The following is a 15,715-nucleotide window of genomic DNA, read 5'->3' as shown; positions in this document are numbered from 1 at the left end:
CGTCATGGCCTCGAACTCGGTGCCCTTTTGCAGGTTGTTGAGGTTCACCACGTACGCGTTGTGGTGCTTGCCGTAGTGGTACTCGAGGGTTTCCTGCGAGTACTCGGGTGCCAGCGCGTCGAGCGCGTAGGGCAGGGGTGGGAGCTTGTGTTCCATCGTGGTTTCCTTTTTAGGTTGAGAAAAACGGTTCAGAGTATTCAGCCGGCCGCCGCGGCATCGGCCTTGGGTTCAATCCGGTAGGCGCAACGCCGCGCGCCCGCCAGCACGTGCTCGACGCGGCTGACGCTCACGTCGGGCCCCAGCACTTCGTCGAAGAGCTGGAGTTCGCTGCGGCAAAAGCCCGAGCAGGCCTGCGCCGCGGTGCAGATCGGGCAGTGGTTCTCGATGAAGAGAAAACCGTCGCCCGCGCCCTGTTCGTCGGGCCGGAACTCGGCCATGTAGCCCTCGCGGCTGCGGATTGCCGCCAGCCGCTCCAGCCTTGTCCGGAGGCTGCGCGCGCCGCGCATGGCCTCGGTGTAGTTGGCGCGCATGACGGCCTCGCGCGCCGTGATGAGCTGGTCCATGCCCTTCTCGCCGAACACGCTGATGACGGCGCTGATCATCTGCACCGTCATCTCGGCGTGCGTGTCGGGAAAGCGCTTGTGGCCTTCCCCGGTGAGCCGCCAGATCTGCGTGGGCCGGCCGCGGCCGCTGGAGCGGCTCTCGGCGTCGACCAGGCCTTCGGTCTCCAGCTTGGCCATCTGCTGGCGCACGGCCTCCACCGTCACGCTCAGGATCTTGGCGATGTCGGGAATGCCGAGCGCGCCGCGCGTCTTGAGCGTGGACAGGATGCGGTCTGCCGGCTGGTGCGGCATCCAGGCGGGCTTGGCATCTGGTGCGGACATGGCGAGTTCGATCGTGGAGGAAAACGCTGCCATTGTCAGGTGGTTGGCGCTCCCTTTGCTTGCGGGGGTTGCCAGCCGCCTCCCAGCGCCTTGTACAGCGCGACCAGGCTGGTGAACGAGGCGGTCTCGGCCTCGGCCACGGCGTCCTGGGCGCGCAGCAGGGTGCGCTGCGCGTCGAGCACGCTCAGGTAGGGCGCGGCGCCTTCGCGGTAGCGCACTTCGGCCAGCTCCGCGGCGCGGCCGCTGCTTGCGGCTGCTTCCACCAGCCGCTGCAGGCGCAGCTGGTTCTGGCCGTAGCCGGCGAGCGCGCCTTCCACGTCCTCGATGGCGCGCAGCACCGTCTGCTCGTACAGCGCGCGGTCGCCCTCGGCGCGGGCTTCGGCGCCGCGCACGCGGGCCTTCACCGAACCCAGCCGCAGGGCAGGCCAGCTCACGCCCGGCGTCACGCTGAAGGCCCGGCTCGACGAACTGCCCAGGTCGGCGCCGCGCAGCGCGACGAAGCCCAGGAAGCCGCCGATGTCCAGGCGCGGGTACAGCTCGGCCGTGGTCGCGCCCACGTCCGCCGTGCTGGCGGCCAGGCCGCGCTCGGTGCGCAGCACGTCGGGCCGGCGGCGCAGCAGCTCGCCCAGGTCGCCGATGGGCAGGCGCTTGTCGAGCACGCGCAGCTGGCGCGGCTGCAGCATCGGTTCCAGCTCGGCCGGGCGCAGGCCGGCCAGCACCGCGACGCGGTAGGCCGCCAGGCGGCGCGCGGTTTCCAGCGCGGGCAGCTGGCTCTCTGTGGTCGCGAGGTTGGCCTGGGCGCTGGCCAGGTCGCCCTCGAGCGCGCGGCCGGTGCGCACCTGGGCCTCGGTCACGCGCAGGCTGCCGCGCAGGCTGTCGAGCGTGCGGCGCGTGACGGCCATGCGCTGCTCGGCGCCGCGCATCTCGTAGTAGTTGCGCGCCAGCTCGGCCACGGCCACGATGCGCACCTGCGCCAGGTCGGCCGCGCTGGCCTCGGCGCGCGCGGTGGCCGCCTCGTCGAGCCGCTGCAGGCGGCCGAACAGGTCGATTTCCCACGAGGCGTCGAAGCCGGCGCGGCTGCTTTGCGAGAGCGAGCGCAGCGCGGGCTGCGCGCCGTTGTTGCCCTGCGCGATGCCGCGGGTCTTGCTCGCGCTGGCGGTGACGACGGGCAGCCGGTCGAGCTCGGCCTCGGTCTGCGTGGCGCGGGCCTCGAGCAGCCGCGCCCGCGCCATGCGGATGTCGTGGTTGCCGGCCAGCGCGCGCTCGACCAGCGCGTCGAGCTGCGGGTCGTCGAGCTGGCGCCACCAGTCGCGCTGCACCGCGTCGCTGGCGAACAGCGCGCGCTCGGGCGCCGAGATGACGACGGGCGCGTCGGCCGGGGCGGTGTAGGTCGGCCCGACGGCGCAGCCGGCCAGCACGAGCACGCCAAGCGCGAAGGGCGCGGTGAAGGAAAGGAGTCTGTTCATGGTCATGCGCCTTCGGCCAGTGCATCGAGTTCGGTGGTGCGCTGCGAGCGGCCCGCGGGGCGGTGGTCGCGCGCCAGCAGCGTGTACATGGTGGGCAGCACGAACAGCGTGAACAGCGTGCCCACCAGCATGCCGACCACGATCACCAGGCCGATGCTGAAGCGGCTGTTGGCGCCCGCGCCGCTGGCGAACAGCAGCGGCACCAGGCCCATCACCATCGCGGCCGTGGTCATCAAAATCGGGCGCAACCTGATGCGCGCGGCTTCCTCGATCGATGCGCGCCGGTCGAGGCCCTTGTGCATCTGGATCTCGTTGGCGAACTCCACCATCAAAATGCCGTGCTTGCTGATGAGCCCGATCAGCGTCACCAGTCCGATCTGCGTGTAGATGTTGATGGTGCCGAAGCCCAGCGCCAGCGGCACCAGCGCGCCGCAGATCGACATCGGCACGCTGATGAGAATGATCAGCGGGTCGCGCAGGCTCTCGTACTGCGCCGCCAGCACCAGGTAGATCACCACGATGGCGAACACGAAGGCCATCACCAGCGCCGAGCCTTCCTGCGTGAACTGCCGCGCGTCCGACTGCCAGTCGAAGCTGAAGCCCGCGGGCAGCTTCTTGGCCTCTTCGCTCAGGAACGCCACCGCGTCGCCCATGGTCACGCCCGGCATCGGAATGGCCTGGAAAGTGGCCGCGTTGAGCTGGTTGAACTGCGTGAGCTTGTTGGGGCCCACGCTGGTCGACAGCTGCACCAGGTTGGCCAGCGGCACCGGCTGGCCGCTGGCGCTCTTCACGAAGTAGCGCGACAGCGCCTCGGCCGTGAGCCGCTGCTCGCGCGGCGACTGCGGAATCACGTCGTACGAGCGGCCGTCCATGCCGAAGCGGTTGACGTAGTTCTCGCCCACCAGCACCGCCAGCGTGTCGCCGATGGCCTTCATGGTCACGCCCATGCTGTTGGCCTTGGCGCGGTCCACGCGGATCTCGACCGTGGGGTTGTTGAACTCCAGGTCGCTGTCGACCACGGCGAACTTGCCGCTGTCGCGCGCCGACTTCTTCAGCGTTTCCATCGCCTCGAACACGCTGCGATGGTCGCCCGCGCTGCGAATGACCATCTGCACCGGCAGCCCGCCGGTGGAGCCCGGCAGCGAGGGCAGCTGGAACGCGAACACGCTGCTGCCCTCCACCTCGTTCATGCGGCCCTGCGTGTCGCCCTGGATCTGGTCGGCGTTGCGCTGGCGGTCCTTCCAGTCCGACAGCTGCACGCCGCCGATGCTGTTCGACACGCCGTCGGAGCCGTTGATGAGCCAGCGGCCCGTGTTCTCCGGCAGCGCGGCGAACACCTCGTCCCACTTCTTGCCGAACTTCTCGACGTAGTCGATGTTGGCGTGCTGCGGCGACTTGATGGCCGTGAGCACCATGGCCTGGTCTTCACCGGGCGCCAGCTCGCGCTGCGCCGCGTTGTACAGAAAGGGCAGGCTCGCCAGCACCAGCGCGGCAAAGGCGCCCGTCACCCAGCGGTGGTGCAGCGACACGTCGAGCAGGCGGCCGTAGCCGGTCGACAGCCGGTGGAAGAACGACTCCGCGGCGCGCGACATGCGGCTGCCGGCGGTGTCCTGCGGCAGCAGGAACGAGCTCATCACCGGCGACAGCGTGAGCGCGATCACGCCCGACACCACCACCGCGCCGGCCAGCGTGAAGGCGAACTCCTTGAACAGCGACCCCGTGAGGCCGCCCATGAGGCCGATGGGCGCGTACACCGCGGCCAGCGTGAGCGTCATGGCGATCACCGGGCCGGCCACTTCGCGCGCGCCGATCAGCGCGGCCTGCACGCGCGACTTGCCTTCCTCGATGTGCCGGTGCACGTTCTCCACCACCACGATGGCGTCGTCCACCACCAGTCCGATGGCCAGCACCATCGCCAGCAGGGTCAGCAGGTTGATGCTGAAGCCGAACAGCAGCATCAGCGCGGCGGCGCCCAGCATCGACAGCGGAATGGTCACCACCGGAATCAGCACCGCGCGCACCGAGCCCAGGCAAAGAAAGATCACCAGCACCACGATGGCGATGGCTTCGAGCAGCGTCTGCTGCACCTCGTCGATGGAAGCCTCGATGAAGCGCGCCAGCTCGAAGGGCAGCTGCACCTCCACGCCCGGCGGCAGGTTCTGCTTGATGCCGGGCAGCAGGTCGCGGATGCGCTTCACGATCACCAGCGGGTTGCCGTTGGGCGCGGCCTGCAGGCCGAGGTAGATGGCGGGCACGCCGTCCATGGTGGCGCTGCTGTCGGCGCTGGCCGCGCCCAGCTCCACCGTGGCCACGTCGCCCAGGCGCACGATGGCGTCACTCTCACCATTGCCACTGCGCTTGACCACCATGTCGCGGAACTCGGCCACGTTCACCAGGTCGGTGTTCACGCGGATGTTCGACACCACGTACAGCCCCTTCACCTGTCCGGGCGCGGCCTGCACGTTGTTCTGGCGCAGCGCGTCGGCCAGCTCGCCGGCCGAGATGCCGCGCGCGGCCATGCGGTTGGGGTCGAGCCACACGCGCATCGCCAGCGTCTGCCCGCCCGACACCTCCACGCCCGACACGCCGGGAATGGAGGCGAACTGCGGCTGCACCACGCGAGAGAGGTAGTCGGTGAGCGCGGGCATCGGCATCGTCTTGCTGGAGAAGCCGACGTACGCCACGGCCGTGGCCTCGCCCGACGACTTCAGGATGACGGGGTCGAAGGCCTCGGCCGGCAGCCGGTACTTCACCTGGCTGACCTGCGCCATCGCCTGCGTGAGCGCCTGGTTGGCGTCGGCGTTGAGCTTCATGCGCACGCTGATCACGCTGCGGCCCAAGGTGGACGAAGACGACAGGTAGTCGACGTTCTCGATGGTCGCCACCGCCTGCGCGATGGGCTGCGTGACGAAGCCCTGCATCAGCTCCGGCGAGGCGCCGGGGTACTGCGTGGTGATGGTGAGCGTGGTGCTCTCGGTCAGCGGGTACTGGCGCACCGGCAGGTCGCCCAGCGCACGCGCGCCCAGCAGCAGGATGAGCGTGCTCACCACCAGCGCCAGCACGGGCCGGCGCACGAAGAGGTCGGTGAACTTCATGACTTCGGCTCCTGCAGGGCCAGCGTGTCCTTCTCTGCCGGCGCCACGGCCGCGCCGGTGTACAGGCGCAACTGGCCCGAGGTGACGACCTTGTCGCCGGCCGCCAGACCCTTCTCGATGACGACCCAGCCGTCCTGCCGGTCGCCGGCCGTCACGAACACCTGCTGGGCGGTGAAGCCGTCGCCCTTCTCGGCGGTCCGCACGACGAAGACCGAGTCGCCGTGCGTGCTGTAGGTGATGGCCGTCTCGGGCACGGTGATGGCGCCGGCGCGCGCCGGCAGCGCCACCTTGCCGTTGACGAACATGCCCGGCGTGAGCGCGCCGTCGGCGTTGTCGATGGTGGCCTGCAGCCGCACGGTGCGCGTGTCGCTGCCGATCTGCGGCTCGATGGTGCTGAGCCTGGCCTGGAACACGCGGCCCGGATACGCATCGACCGAGAGCGCCACCGCCTGGTTGCGCTTGAGCGCGGGCAACGCGGTTTCGGGCAGCGTGAGGTTGGCGAACAGCGTGCGGCTGTCGGTGAGCGACACCAGCGCGTCACCGGCGCGCACGAACTGCCCGAGGTTCACGCGGCGGATGCCCAGCACGCCGTCGAACGGCGCCTTGATGCGCTTCTGTTCCAGCACCGCCTGGGCGCGGCGCAGGTCGCCGCTGGCCTGGTCGAAGGCGGCCTGCGCCTGTTCGAGCTGTTCCTGCGTGGCGGCCTGCTGCGGCAGCAGGCGGCGCGTGCGCTCCAGCAATGCCCTGGCATTGGCGCGCTGGGCGGTCAGGCGCTCGAGGTCGCCCTGCTCGGGCGCGTCGTTGAGCTGCACCAGCAACTGGCCCGCGCGCACCTCGCCGCCGGGCGTGAAGAGGATCTTCGCGACGCGGCCTTCCACTTCGGCCGGCACCTCGACCTGCCGGTTGGCCTCCAGCGTGCCGATGCCGCTCAGGAAGCGCGCCACCTCGGTCTTTCTGGCGGGCGCCACCGCCACCTTCGCGGGCGGCATGCCGCCGCCCTGCGCATGCGCCGGCCGGAGCTTCGCAACGAGCCCGTAGCCGGCTCCCCCCATCACCACCACCGCGAGGCCGGCGCCCAGCCAGGCCCTTGAACGTATCTTCATGATCGGTCCGTTATTTATCAAAGTAAGTACTTGGATTATTAAATGGCGCTGAAAGCGCTGTCGAGGACGACGCGGCAATGACCCCGATAGGGACGGGCTATCCGCCCGTTCGCACGCGTCTTCTCCCTGAAGACGGGCGGCGCGGCGGCTTTGTGACAGCCGGCGCTTGGAAAAAGGCGCGCTTTTTTACGCTTTCTTTATGCGGCCCCGCCGACTCTGTTCCCTGTTTTTACGCACCGCTCCCGAGACTGAAGGCCTTGTGTTTCGCTCCAGGAGCAATTGAATGGACATCGTCTGGATGGGCGCCTTGCTGGCGCTGTGGGCCGTGGTGGGGGCCATGGTGGTCGGGCTGAACAGGCTCGACGCGCCGAACCCGCCGAGTTCTCTGAAATCAACCGGTGGAGCCTCATCGTGATCAGCCTCGAAGTTCTCTATGGCTTCGGCGCGCTGATCGCCGTGGTCCTGTTCGCCTACCTCGTGTTCGCGCTGATCTGCGCGGAGGAGTTCTGACATGACCGCCTCCGCCTGGGGCCTGCTGGCCCTTTTTCTCGCGGTGCTGGGCGTGCTCGCCTGGCCCGTCGGCAGGTTCCTTGCCGCGCTGTGCAACGAGCGCCTGCCGCGCTGGATGCAGCGCGTGGAAGCGCCGCTGTACAAGCTCGCGGGCGTGCAGCACGCGCAGTCGATGCACTGGCTGCGCTACGCGCTCGCGCTGCTCGCCTTCAACGCCATCGGCGCGATCTTTCTTTATGCGCTGCAACGCCTGCAGGGCTGGCTGCCGCTGAACCCCGCGGGCATGACGGCCGTGTCGAGCGACTCGGCCTTCAACACCGCCGTGAGCTTCGTGTCGAACACCAACTGGCAGGGCTATGCCGGCGAGTCGACCATGAGCTATCTCACGCAGATGCTCGGGCTCACGGTGCAGAACTTCCTCTCGGCCGCGACCGGCATCGCGGTGGCCTTCGCATTGGTGCGCGGCTTCGCGCGCCGCGGTGATGGTGGTGATGGCGGTCAGGGCAAAGGCCTCGTCGGCAACTTCTGGGCCGACATCACCCGCATCACGCTGTGGGTGCTGGTGCCGATCTCGTTCGTGATCGCGATGGTCTTCGCGGGCCAGGGCGTGATCCAGAACTTCGACGGCTACAAGACGGTGAACACGCTGGAGACCACGGCCTTCCAGCAGCCGAAGAACGGCCCCGACGGCCAGCCGCTGAAGGACGACAAGGGCCAGCCGGTGATCGAAGACGCCAGCACCGCCACGCAGGCGCTGGCGATGGGCCCGGTGGCTTCGCAGGAGGCCATCAAGATGCTGGGCACCAACGGTGGCGGCTTCTTCAACGCCAACTCGGCGCACCCCTACGAGAACCCGACCGCGCTGGTGAACCTGCTGCAGATGATCGCGATCTTCCTGATCCCGGCCGCGCTGTGCTTCACCTTCGGCCGCGTGGTGGGCGACATGCGCCAGGGCTGGGCCGTGCTGGCCGCCATGACGGTGATGTTCGTCATTGCCGTGGTGGTCCTCACGCCCGCCGAGCAGGCCGGCAACCCGCTGCTCGCGCCGCTGGGCGTCGACCAGGTGGCCAGCGCGCTGCAGTCCGGCGGCAACATGGAAGGCAAGGAAGTGCGCTTCGGCATCGACGCCTCCGCGCTCTTCGCCGCCATCACCACGGCCGCCTCGTGCGGCGCCGTGAACACCATGCACGACTCGCTCACGCCGCTGGGCGGCATGGTGCCGATCGTGCTCATGCAGCTCGGCGAGGTGGTGTTCGGCGGCGTGGGCTCGGGCCTGTACGGCATGCTGATCTTCGCGATGCTGGCGGTGTTCATCGCCGGCCTCATGATCGGCCGCACGCCCGAGTACCTCGGCAAGAAGATCGAGGTGCGCGAGATGAAGCTGATTTCCATCGCCATCCTGGTCACGCCCATCCTGGTGCTGGCCGGCACCGCGGTGGCGGTGATCGCGGGCGCCGGCAAGGCCGGCATCGCCAACCCCGGCGCGCACGGCTTCTCCGAAATCCTCTACGCGCTGACCTCGGCCGCCAACAACAACGGCAGCGCCTTCGCGGGCCTGTCGGCCAACACGCCCTTCTACAACGGCCTGCTCGGGCTGGCCATGTGGCTCGGGCGCTTCGCGATGATCGTGCCGGTGCTGGCCATTGCCGGCTCGCTGGCCGCCAAGAAGCGCCTGCCCGTCACCGGCGGCACGCTGCCCACGCACGGCCCGTTGTTCGTCTCTTTGCTGATCGGCACCGTGCTGCTGGTCGGCTTGCTCAACTATGTGCCGGCGCTGGCCCTGGGCCCGATCGTCGAACACCTCGTGCTCTGGAAATGAGAAGGAGCGCACCATGACCTCTACGAAAACATCTCTCTCGCTGTTCGACGCAGCGCTGGTCAAGCCCGCCCTGTGGGGCGCCTTCGCCAAGCTGAACCCGCGCACCCAGTGGCGCAACCCGGTGATGTTCATCGTCTACATCGGGAGCATCCTCACCAGCCTGCTCTGGGTGCATGCGCTGAGCTTCCCGGGCGACACCGGCATGAAGCCCGGCTTCGTGCTGGCCATCACCGTGTGGCTGTGGTTCACCGTGCTGTTCGCCAACTTCGCCGAAGCGCTGGCCGAAGGCCGCAGCAAGGCGCAGGCGGCCTCGCTGCGCGGCCTGCGCAAGGACACCTGGGCCAAGAAGCTGGCCGGGCCGCACCACGGCGCGCGCTTCGCCGCCGGGCCGCCCCAAGGCGAAGCAGCCCCCTCGGGGGGCAGCGCAGCACACGCAGTGGCAAGCGTGGGGGCTCACAGCTGGCTGCCCGAGCAGGCACCCAACCTGCGCAAGGGCGACATCGTGCTGGTGGAAACCGGCGACGTCATTCCGCTCGACGGCGAAGTCATCGAAGGCGTGGCCTCGGTGGACGAAAGCGCCATCACCGGCGAATCGGCCCCCGTGGTGCGTGAATCGGGCGGCGACTTCTCGGCCGTGACCGGCGGCACGCGTGTGCTGTCCGACTGGCTGGTGGTGCGCGTGTCGGTGAACCCGGGCGAGTCGTTCCTGGACCGCATGATCGGCATGGTCGAGGCGGCCAAGCGCCAGAAGACGCCCAACGAGATCGCACTCACCATCCTGCTGGTGGCGCTCACGCTGGTGTTCCTCATGGTCACCGTCACGCTGCTGCCGTTCTCGGTGTTCAGCGTGGAGGCCGCCGGCGCGGGCACCGTGGTGTCGCTCACCGCGCTGGTCGCGCTGCTGGTGTGCCTGATCCCGACCACCATCGGCGGCCTGCTGTCGGCCGTGGGCGTGGCCGGCATGAGCCGCATGATGCAGGCCAACGTGATCGCCACCTCGGGCCGCGCGGTGGAAGCCGCCGGCGACGTCGACGTGCTGCTGCTCGACAAGACCGGCACCATCACCCACGGCAACCGCCAGGCCACCGCGTTCCTGCCCGCGCCGGGCGTGACCAAGGCCCGCCTTGCGCGCGCCGCCATGTTCGCCTCGCTGGCCGACGAGACGCCCGAAGGCCGCAGCATCGTCGAGCTGGCCCGCCGCGATGGGCTGGACACCACCGCCGTCGAAGGCGCGCGCTTCGTGCCCTTTACCGCGCAGACCCGCATGAGCGGCGTCGACCTGCCGGCCGCGCCCAACAGCCTGGACACCGACGACATCCTGCTGCGCAAGGGCGCGGTGGACGCGTTGCGCCGCCATGTCGAGGCGCTGGGCGGCAACATGGCGCCCGAAGTGCTGCGCACGGCCGAGGAAACCGCGCGCCGCGGCAGCACGCCGCTGGCCGTGGCCGAAGGCAACCGCGTGCTGGGCGTGGTCGAGCTCAAGGACATCGTCAAGACCGACATCAAGGAGCGCTTCGCCGAGCTGCGCCGCATGGGCATCAAGACGGTGATGATCACCGGCGACAACAAGCTCACGGCCGCCGCCATTGCCGCCGAAGCCGGCGTGGACGACTTCCTGGCCGAGGCCACGCCGGAAGACAAGCTCGCGCTCATTCGCCAGTACCAGGCCGAAGGCCGGCTGGTGGCCATGACCGGCGACGGCACCAACGACGCCCCGGCGCTCGCGCAGGCCGACGTGGCCGTGGCCATGGGCAGCGGCACGCAGGCCGCGAAAGAGGCCGGCAACATGGTCGACCTCGACTCCAACCCGACCAAGCTGCTCGAGGTGGTGGAAACCGGCAAGGCGCTGCTGATGACGCGCGGCTCGCTCACCACCTTCTCGATCGCGAACGACGTGGCGAAGTACTTCGCGATCATTCCGGCGATCTTCGTGTCGACCTACCCGCAGCTGGGCGCGCTGAACGTGATGCGCCTGGCGAGCCCGTCGTCGGCCATCCTGAGCGCGGTGATCTTCAACGCGCTGGTCATCGTGTTCCTGATTCCGCTGGCCCTCAAGGGCGTGCGCTACCGGCCCGTGGGCGCCGCCGCGCTGCTGCGCCGCAACCTGGCCATCTACGGCCTGGGCGGCCTGCTGGTTCCCTTCATCGGCATCAAGCTGATCGACTGGCTGCTCGTTGCAGTCCACCTGGTCTGAGGAGTTCTTCACCATGAACAACAACGGCAACATCGTTCGCCCCGCGCTTGTGCTCTTCGTGCTGCTGAGCGCGCTCACCGGCCTCATTTATCCCATGGCCGTCACCGGCGCCGCCGAGGCGGTGTTCCCCGCGCAGGCGGACGGCAGCCTCGTCGTGCGCGACGGCACCACCGTGGGCTCCAGGCTCATCGGCCAGAACTTCAGCGACCCCAAGCACTTCTGGGGCCGCCCGTCGGCCACCGCGCCGCAGCCCTACAACGCCAGCGCCTCGGGCGGCTCGAACCAGGGCCCGCTGAACCCCGCGCTGGCCGATGCGGTGAAGGCCCGCGTCGAGGCGCTGCGCGCGGCCGACCCGGGCAACACCGCGCCGGTGCCGGTCGACCTCGTCACCGCCTCGGCCAGCGGGCTCGACCCCGACATCAGCCCGGCCGCCGCGCAGTACCAGGCGGCGCGCGTGGCGCGCGTGCGCGGCATTCCGCTGGACCGCATCCACACGCTGATCACCGACAACACGCAGGGGCCCACCTGGGGCTTCCTGGGCGAGCCGCGCGTCAACGTGCTGGCGCTGAACATCGCGCTCGATGCCTTTGCGGGTTCCTTCAGTCCGAGTCCTTCGACCCCGCGTTGAGGAGAGAAAAACCATGGCCTATGCCGCCTACAGAGAACACCCCGGCGTGCCGCGAACGCACGCACCCATGACCACGCCGACCAGCGCGTTCCACGTGCTCGACGTCACCGTCTGCTGCGCCGACGCCCTGCGCGTGCGCCGCAGCATCGCCGGTTGCCCCGACGCGGGCGTGGTGCGCTGCGAGCCGCTGCTGCACGCCTGCTACTCGCAGGAAAGCGACGCACCCTGCGTGCGCCTGATGATCCGCCTGCCGATCGCCAGCTACGCCGACGTGCTGCACCGCCTGATCGAGTGCGTGCCCTCCGGCGAGATCGGCCGGCTCGTGAGCTGGCGCGAGCACCTCGCGCGCTGCGGCCTGCGCCATGGCCACTGACCTGCTGCTGGCCTTGCTGGCCATGGCGGCGCTGTTCGTGCCGCTGGGCTTCGCCTGGTTCGTGCTCTCGCGCACCGCGCGGCGCCACGCCGGTCGCCGCGCCAGCCGAAAAAGCCGCCCGATGCGATAACCTGCGCCACCCATGCTCGACGACCGCCCCGACCCCGACGCCCTGATTGCGCAGCTGCGCAACGACGAGGCGCGCGCGCAGCGCGGCAAGCTGCGCATCTACTTCGGTGCCAGCGCCGGCGTGGGCAAGACCTGGGCCATGCTGAGCGCCGCGCAGCGCGAGCGCACGGCCGGGCGCGACGTGCTCATCGGCGTGGCCGAGACCCATGGCCGCAGCGAAACCGCCGCGCTGCTCGCGGGGCTCGACGCGCTGCCGCTGCGCGAGTTGCCCTACCGCGGCCGCACGCTGGCCGAGTTCGACCTCGACGCCGCGCTGGCCCGCAAGCCCGCCGTGCTGCTGGTCGACGAACTGGCCCACACCAACGCCCCCGGCTCGCGCCACGCCAAGCGCTGGCAGGACGTGCAGGAGCTGCTGGCCGCGGGCATCGAGGTGTGGTCGGCGCTCAACGTGCAGCACCTCGAAAGCCTCAACGGCACGGTCGGCGCCATCACCGGCGTGCGCGTGCACGAGACCGTGCCCGACACCGTGCTCGACGAGGCCGACGAGGTGGTGCTGGTCGACGTCACGCCCGACGAACTCACCGCGCGGCTGGCGGCAGGCAAGGTCTACCTGCCGCAACAGGCGGAGCGCGCGGCGCAGAACTTCTTTCGCAAGGGCAACCTGATCGCGCTGCGCGAGATCGCGTTGCGCCGCACGGCCGAGCATGTGGAGGACGACGTGCGCGGCTGGCGCGTGGAGCAATCGGGCGCGGGCGGCAGCAACGGGAAGGGCAAGGGCCAGGGCCTGCAGGCCTGGAACACCTCGGGCGCCATCCTCGCGTGCGTCGGCCCGCACGAAGGCGCGGCGCAGACGGTGCGCACCGCGGCGCGGCTCGCGGGCCAGCTCAACGTGCGATGGCACGCGGCGTACGTCGAGACGCCCCGGCTGCAGCGCCTGGCCGCGGCCGAGCGCGACCGCATCCTGGCCGTGCTCAAGCTGGCCGAGGAACTGGGCGCGGCCACCGCCGTGCTCACCGGCGCCGACGTGGCCGAGCAGCTCGCCGAGCAGGCGCGCCGGCTCAACTGCGCGACGCTGGTGCTGGGGCGCTCCGAGCCGGCCGCCGGCTGGCGGCGCTGGTGGCGCTGGTGGCCCGGCGCGGCGCAGCCCCTGTCGGCCGCGCTCGCCAGGCACGCGCCCGCGCTCGACATCATGGAAGTCGCGCAGGCCGAGAGTTCGCGCCGCCTGTCCCGCGCGCCGCTGGAAGGCGCGCGCATCGACAGCGACGACCACGTGAAGGCCCCCACCCACTGGCCGGCCTACGCATGGGCGGGCGCCACCAGCATCGCGCTCACGCTGGTCTGCATGCCGCTGACCGGCGTGCTGGAACTGTCGAACATCGTCATGCTGTTCCTGCTCGGCGTGGTGGGCGTGGCGATGCGCTTCGGGCGCGGGCCGTCGGCGCTGGCCGCGCTGCTCAACGTCGCGGCCTTCGACTACTTCTTCGTGCCGCCGCGCATGTCCTTCGCGGTGAGCGACGTGCAGTACGTGCTGACCTTCGCGATCATGCTCGGCGTCGGCCTGCTGGTGGGGCAGCTCACGGCGGGCCTGCGCTTCGCGGCCGGCGTGTCGACCAGCCGCGAGCGGCGCGCGCGTTCGCTGTTCGAGCTGACGCGCGAACTCTCCGCCGCGCTCGAAAGCTCGCAGGTGGTCGCGCTCGGCGGTGCCGCCGTGCGAGGCCATTTCGGTGGCGACGCGTTGGTGCTGGTGACCGACGCGGCCGACCAGCTCGTGCTGCCCGCCGACCCGCCCGAGGGCTTCGACCCCCAGGTGGCCGACTGGGCCTTCCGCCACGGCCAGAGCGCCGGCCTCGCCACCGCCACGCTGGCCGCGCAGACGTGGCACTACGTGCCGCTGCAGGCGCCGATGCGCGTGCGCGGCGTGCTGGCGCTGTCGCCCGCGCAGCCGCGCTGGCTGCTCATTCCGGAACAGGCGCAGCAGCTGGACACGCTGGCGCGGCAGATCGCCATTGCACTGGAGCGGGTGCACTACGTGGAGGTGGCGCAGCAGGCCGTGGTCGAGATGGAGTCGGAGCGCCTGCGCAATGCCTTGCTCGGCGCCATTTCGCACGACGTGCGCACGCCGCTCACCGCGCTCATCGCGCTGGCCGAATCGCTGCAGACCCTGCCGCCCGAAGAACACGCCGAGGCTGCGCGCGCCATCGTCGCTCAGGCGCACGAGCTGCATGCGCTGGTGAACAACCTGCTGGACATGGCGCGGCTCGAAAGCGGCATCGCGGGCGGCGCGGTCAACCTGCGGCGCGACTGGCAGTCGGTGGAGGAGGTGGCCGGTTCGGCCATTCGCGCGGCGCGCACCTCGCTGGGCAGCATCGTCGTGCAGACCGCGCTCGCGCCCGAGCTGCCGCTGGTCGAGTTCGACGCCGTGCTGATCGAGCGCGTGCTGGTCAACCTGCTGGAGAACGCCACCAAGTACGGCGCGCCGCCCATCGTGGTCGGCGCGCGCGCCGAGCCCGGCACGCTGGTGCTCACCGTGCGCGACCACGGGCCCGGCCTGCCCGCCGCATTGCTGGGCCGCGAGCAGAAGCTGTTCGACAAGTTCACCCGCGGCGAGGCCGAGTCGGCCACGCCGGGCGTGGGCCTGGGCCTGGCGATCTGCAAGGCGGTGGTGAGCGCGCACGGCGGCGAGATCGCGGCGGGCAACGCGCGCGACGGCGGTGCAGAATTCACGGTCACCTTGCCCCGCCGCGAGCCGCCCGAACCGGCCGAAGCCCAACTCTGACCCCATGCCCGCACCCACCGCCATCGTGATCGAAGACGAGCCGCAGATCCGCCGCTTCGTGCGCGGCGCGCTCGAAGCCGAAGGCTGGCTGGTGCACGAGGCCGGCACGCTGCGCGACGGGCTGGCCGCGGCCGGCACGCGCCAGCCCGACCTGCTGGTGCTCGACCTGGGCCTGCCCGACGGCGACGGCGTCTCGCTGATCCGCGACGTGCGCGGCTGGTCGGCGGTGCCGATCATCGTGCTGTCCGCGCGCAGCGACGAGGCCGACAAGATCGCGGCGCTCGACGCGGGCGCCGACGACTACCTGACCAAGCCCTTCGGCACCGGCGAGCTGCTGGCCCGCGTGCGTGCCAACCTGCGCCGCCCGCGCGCGGCGGGCGGCAGCACCGACGAGGCGCCCGAGGCGCTGTTCCGCTTCGGCGAGATCGAGCTCGACCGCGCCGCGCGCCTGGTTCGCCGCGCGGGCGCAGAGGTGCACCTGACGCCGACCGAGTACCGGCTGCTGTCGGTGCTGGTCGCCAACGCGGGGCGCGTGCTCACGCAGCGCCAGCTGCTGCGCGAGGTGTGGGGCCCCTCGCACACCGACCAGAGCCACTACCTGCGCATCTACATGGGGCACCTGCGGCAGAAGCTCGAGGCCGATCCGGCGCAGCCCCGGCATCTGCTGACCGAGACGGCGGTGGGGTACCGGCTGGTGGCCTAGCGATCTGGCGGTCTAGCGGTCTGGCGGGTGCAAGG

13 protein-coding genes and 1 pseudogene are annotated in these 15,715 nt (G+C 70.4%); 9 read left to right on the top strand and 5 right to left on the bottom strand.

The window, feature by feature from the left end; translation table 11 throughout:
* From BM004_RS32050 to BM004_RS32030, 5 genes and pseudogenes are all read right to left on the bottom strand, one after another.
* Positions 1-156: pseudogene (locus BM004_RS32050) on the bottom strand (superoxide dismutase [Fe]); the annotation flags it as partial.
* A gap of 41 nt (positions 157-197) precedes the next feature.
* A complete protein-coding gene (locus tag BM004_RS32045; RefSeq protein ID WP_093219430.1) occupies positions 198-884 on the bottom strand; it encodes a helix-turn-helix transcriptional regulator in 687 nt (228 codons plus the stop codon).
* A gap of 35 nt (positions 885-919) precedes the next feature.
* A complete protein-coding gene (locus tag BM004_RS32040) occupies positions 920-2,356 on the bottom strand; it encodes an efflux transporter outer membrane subunit (RefSeq protein ID WP_093219409.1) in 1,437 nt (478 codons plus the stop codon).
* Positions 2,353-5,445 (bottom strand): MexW/MexI family multidrug efflux RND transporter permease subunit, encoded by a 3,093-nt coding sequence (locus BM004_RS32035; RefSeq protein ID WP_093219407.1) that lies wholly within the window; start codon positions 5,443-5,445, stop codon positions 2,353-2,355. Before BM004_RS32035 ends, BM004_RS32040 begins: the two co-directional genes overlap by 4 nt.
* Positions 5,442-6,548, bottom strand: coding sequence for an efflux RND transporter periplasmic adaptor subunit (locus tag BM004_RS32030; protein ID WP_093219404.1), 1,107 nt, complete (start codon positions 6,546-6,548; stop codon positions 5,442-5,444). The genes BM004_RS32035 and BM004_RS32030 overlap by 4 nt, the downstream gene beginning before the upstream one ends.
* Positions 6,549-6,831: 283 nt before the next feature.
* Between BM004_RS32030 and BM004_RS42150 the strand changes: the two genes are divergently transcribed.
* From BM004_RS42150 to kdpE, 9 genes are read left to right on the top strand one after another with little or no spacing between them, the layout of a single operon-like run.
* Positions 6,832-6,963: a hypothetical protein gene (locus BM004_RS42150; RefSeq protein ID WP_256220139.1), complete on the top strand. Its 132-nt coding sequence runs from the start codon at positions 6,832-6,834 to the stop codon at positions 6,961-6,963.
* Complete coding sequence (kdpF, locus tag BM004_RS32025; protein WP_019657711.1) at positions 6,960-7,058, top strand: K(+)-transporting ATPase subunit F; 99 nt, start codon at positions 6,960-6,962, stop codon at positions 7,056-7,058. The genes BM004_RS42150 and kdpF overlap by 4 nt, the downstream gene beginning before the upstream one ends.
* Position 7,059: 1 nt before the next feature.
* Positions 7,060-8,877, top strand: coding sequence for a potassium-transporting ATPase subunit KdpA (gene kdpA, locus BM004_RS32020; protein WP_093219401.1), 1,818 nt, complete (start codon positions 7,060-7,062; stop codon positions 8,875-8,877).
* Between the two features lie 13 nt (positions 8,878-8,890).
* Complete coding sequence (gene kdpB / locus BM004_RS32015) at positions 8,891-11,071, top strand: potassium-transporting ATPase subunit KdpB (protein WP_093219399.1); 2,181 nt, start codon at positions 8,891-8,893, stop codon at positions 11,069-11,071.
* 13 nt (positions 11,072-11,084) lie between these two features.
* Positions 11,085-11,699 (top strand): potassium-transporting ATPase subunit KdpC, encoded by a 615-nt coding sequence (kdpC, locus tag BM004_RS32010; RefSeq protein ID WP_093219427.1) that lies wholly within the window; start codon positions 11,085-11,087, stop codon positions 11,697-11,699.
* 13 nt (positions 11,700-11,712) lie between these two features.
* Entirely contained in the window at positions 11,713-12,072 is a 360-nt protein-coding gene (locus tag BM004_RS32005; RefSeq protein ID WP_093219396.1) for a hypothetical protein, read from the top strand.
* A complete protein-coding gene (locus tag BM004_RS41625; protein WP_177206672.1) occupies positions 12,062-12,202 on the top strand; it encodes a hypothetical protein in 141 nt (46 codons plus the stop codon). The genes BM004_RS32005 and BM004_RS41625 overlap by 11 nt, the downstream gene beginning before the upstream one ends.
* 12 nt (positions 12,203-12,214) lie before the next feature.
* The gene (locus tag BM004_RS32000; protein WP_093219393.1) at positions 12,215-14,977 is read left to right on the top strand and encodes a DUF4118 domain-containing protein; all 2,763 of its coding nucleotides are present in this window, start codon (positions 12,215-12,217) and stop codon (positions 14,975-14,977) included.
* A gap of 4 nt (positions 14,978-14,981) precedes the next feature.
* Positions 14,982-15,680: a two-component system response regulator KdpE gene (kdpE, locus tag BM004_RS31995; protein ID WP_093219388.1), complete on the top strand. Its 699-nt coding sequence runs from the start codon at positions 14,982-14,984 to the stop codon at positions 15,678-15,680.
* Positions 15,681-15,715 lie beyond the last annotated feature (35 nt).

Source organism: Variovorax sp. OK212 (assembly GCF_900112425.1).
Taxonomy (GTDB): domain Bacteria; phylum Pseudomonadota; class Gammaproteobacteria; order Burkholderiales; family Burkholderiaceae_C; genus Variovorax.
Note: the sequence above shows the minus strand (reverse complement) of the source record. Positions and strands in the feature narration are given on the sequence as shown.

Excerpts from the sequence above, each read along its gene's own strand:
- BM004_RS32035 (WP_093219407.1), bottom strand. The coding sequence starts at position 5,445 with ATGAAGTTCACCGACCTCTTCGTGCGCCGGCCCGTGCTGGCGCTGGTG.
- kdpE (WP_093219388.1), top strand. The coding sequence starts at position 14,982 with ATGCCCGCACCCACCGCCATCGTGATCGAAGACGAGCCGCAGATCCGC.
- BM004_RS32040 (WP_093219409.1), bottom strand. The coding sequence starts at position 2,356 with ATGACCATGAACAGACTCCTTTCCTTCACCGCGCCCTTCGCGCTTGGC.
- BM004_RS42150 (WP_256220139.1), top strand. The coding sequence starts at position 6,832 with ATGGACATCGTCTGGATGGGCGCCTTGCTGGCGCTGTGGGCCGTGGTG.
- kdpA (WP_093219401.1), top strand. The coding sequence starts at position 7,060 with ATGACCGCCTCCGCCTGGGGCCTGCTGGCCCTTTTTCTCGCGGTGCTG.
- BM004_RS32045 (WP_093219430.1), bottom strand. The coding sequence starts at position 884 with ATGTCCGCACCAGATGCCAAGCCCGCCTGGATGCCGCACCAGCCGGCA.
- kdpC (WP_093219427.1), top strand. The coding sequence starts at position 11,085 with ATGAACAACAACGGCAACATCGTTCGCCCCGCGCTTGTGCTCTTCGTG.
- BM004_RS32030 (WP_093219404.1), bottom strand. The coding sequence starts at position 6,548 with ATGAAGATACGTTCAAGGGCCTGGCTGGGCGCCGGCCTCGCGGTGGTG.
- BM004_RS32005 (WP_093219396.1), top strand. The coding sequence starts at position 11,713 with ATGGCCTATGCCGCCTACAGAGAACACCCCGGCGTGCCGCGAACGCAC.
- BM004_RS41625 (WP_177206672.1), top strand. The coding sequence starts at position 12,062 with ATGGCCACTGACCTGCTGCTGGCCTTGCTGGCCATGGCGGCGCTGTTC.
- kdpB (WP_093219399.1), top strand. The coding sequence starts at position 8,891 with ATGACCTCTACGAAAACATCTCTCTCGCTGTTCGACGCAGCGCTGGTC.
- BM004_RS32000 (WP_093219393.1), top strand. The coding sequence starts at position 12,215 with ATGCTCGACGACCGCCCCGACCCCGACGCCCTGATTGCGCAGCTGCGC.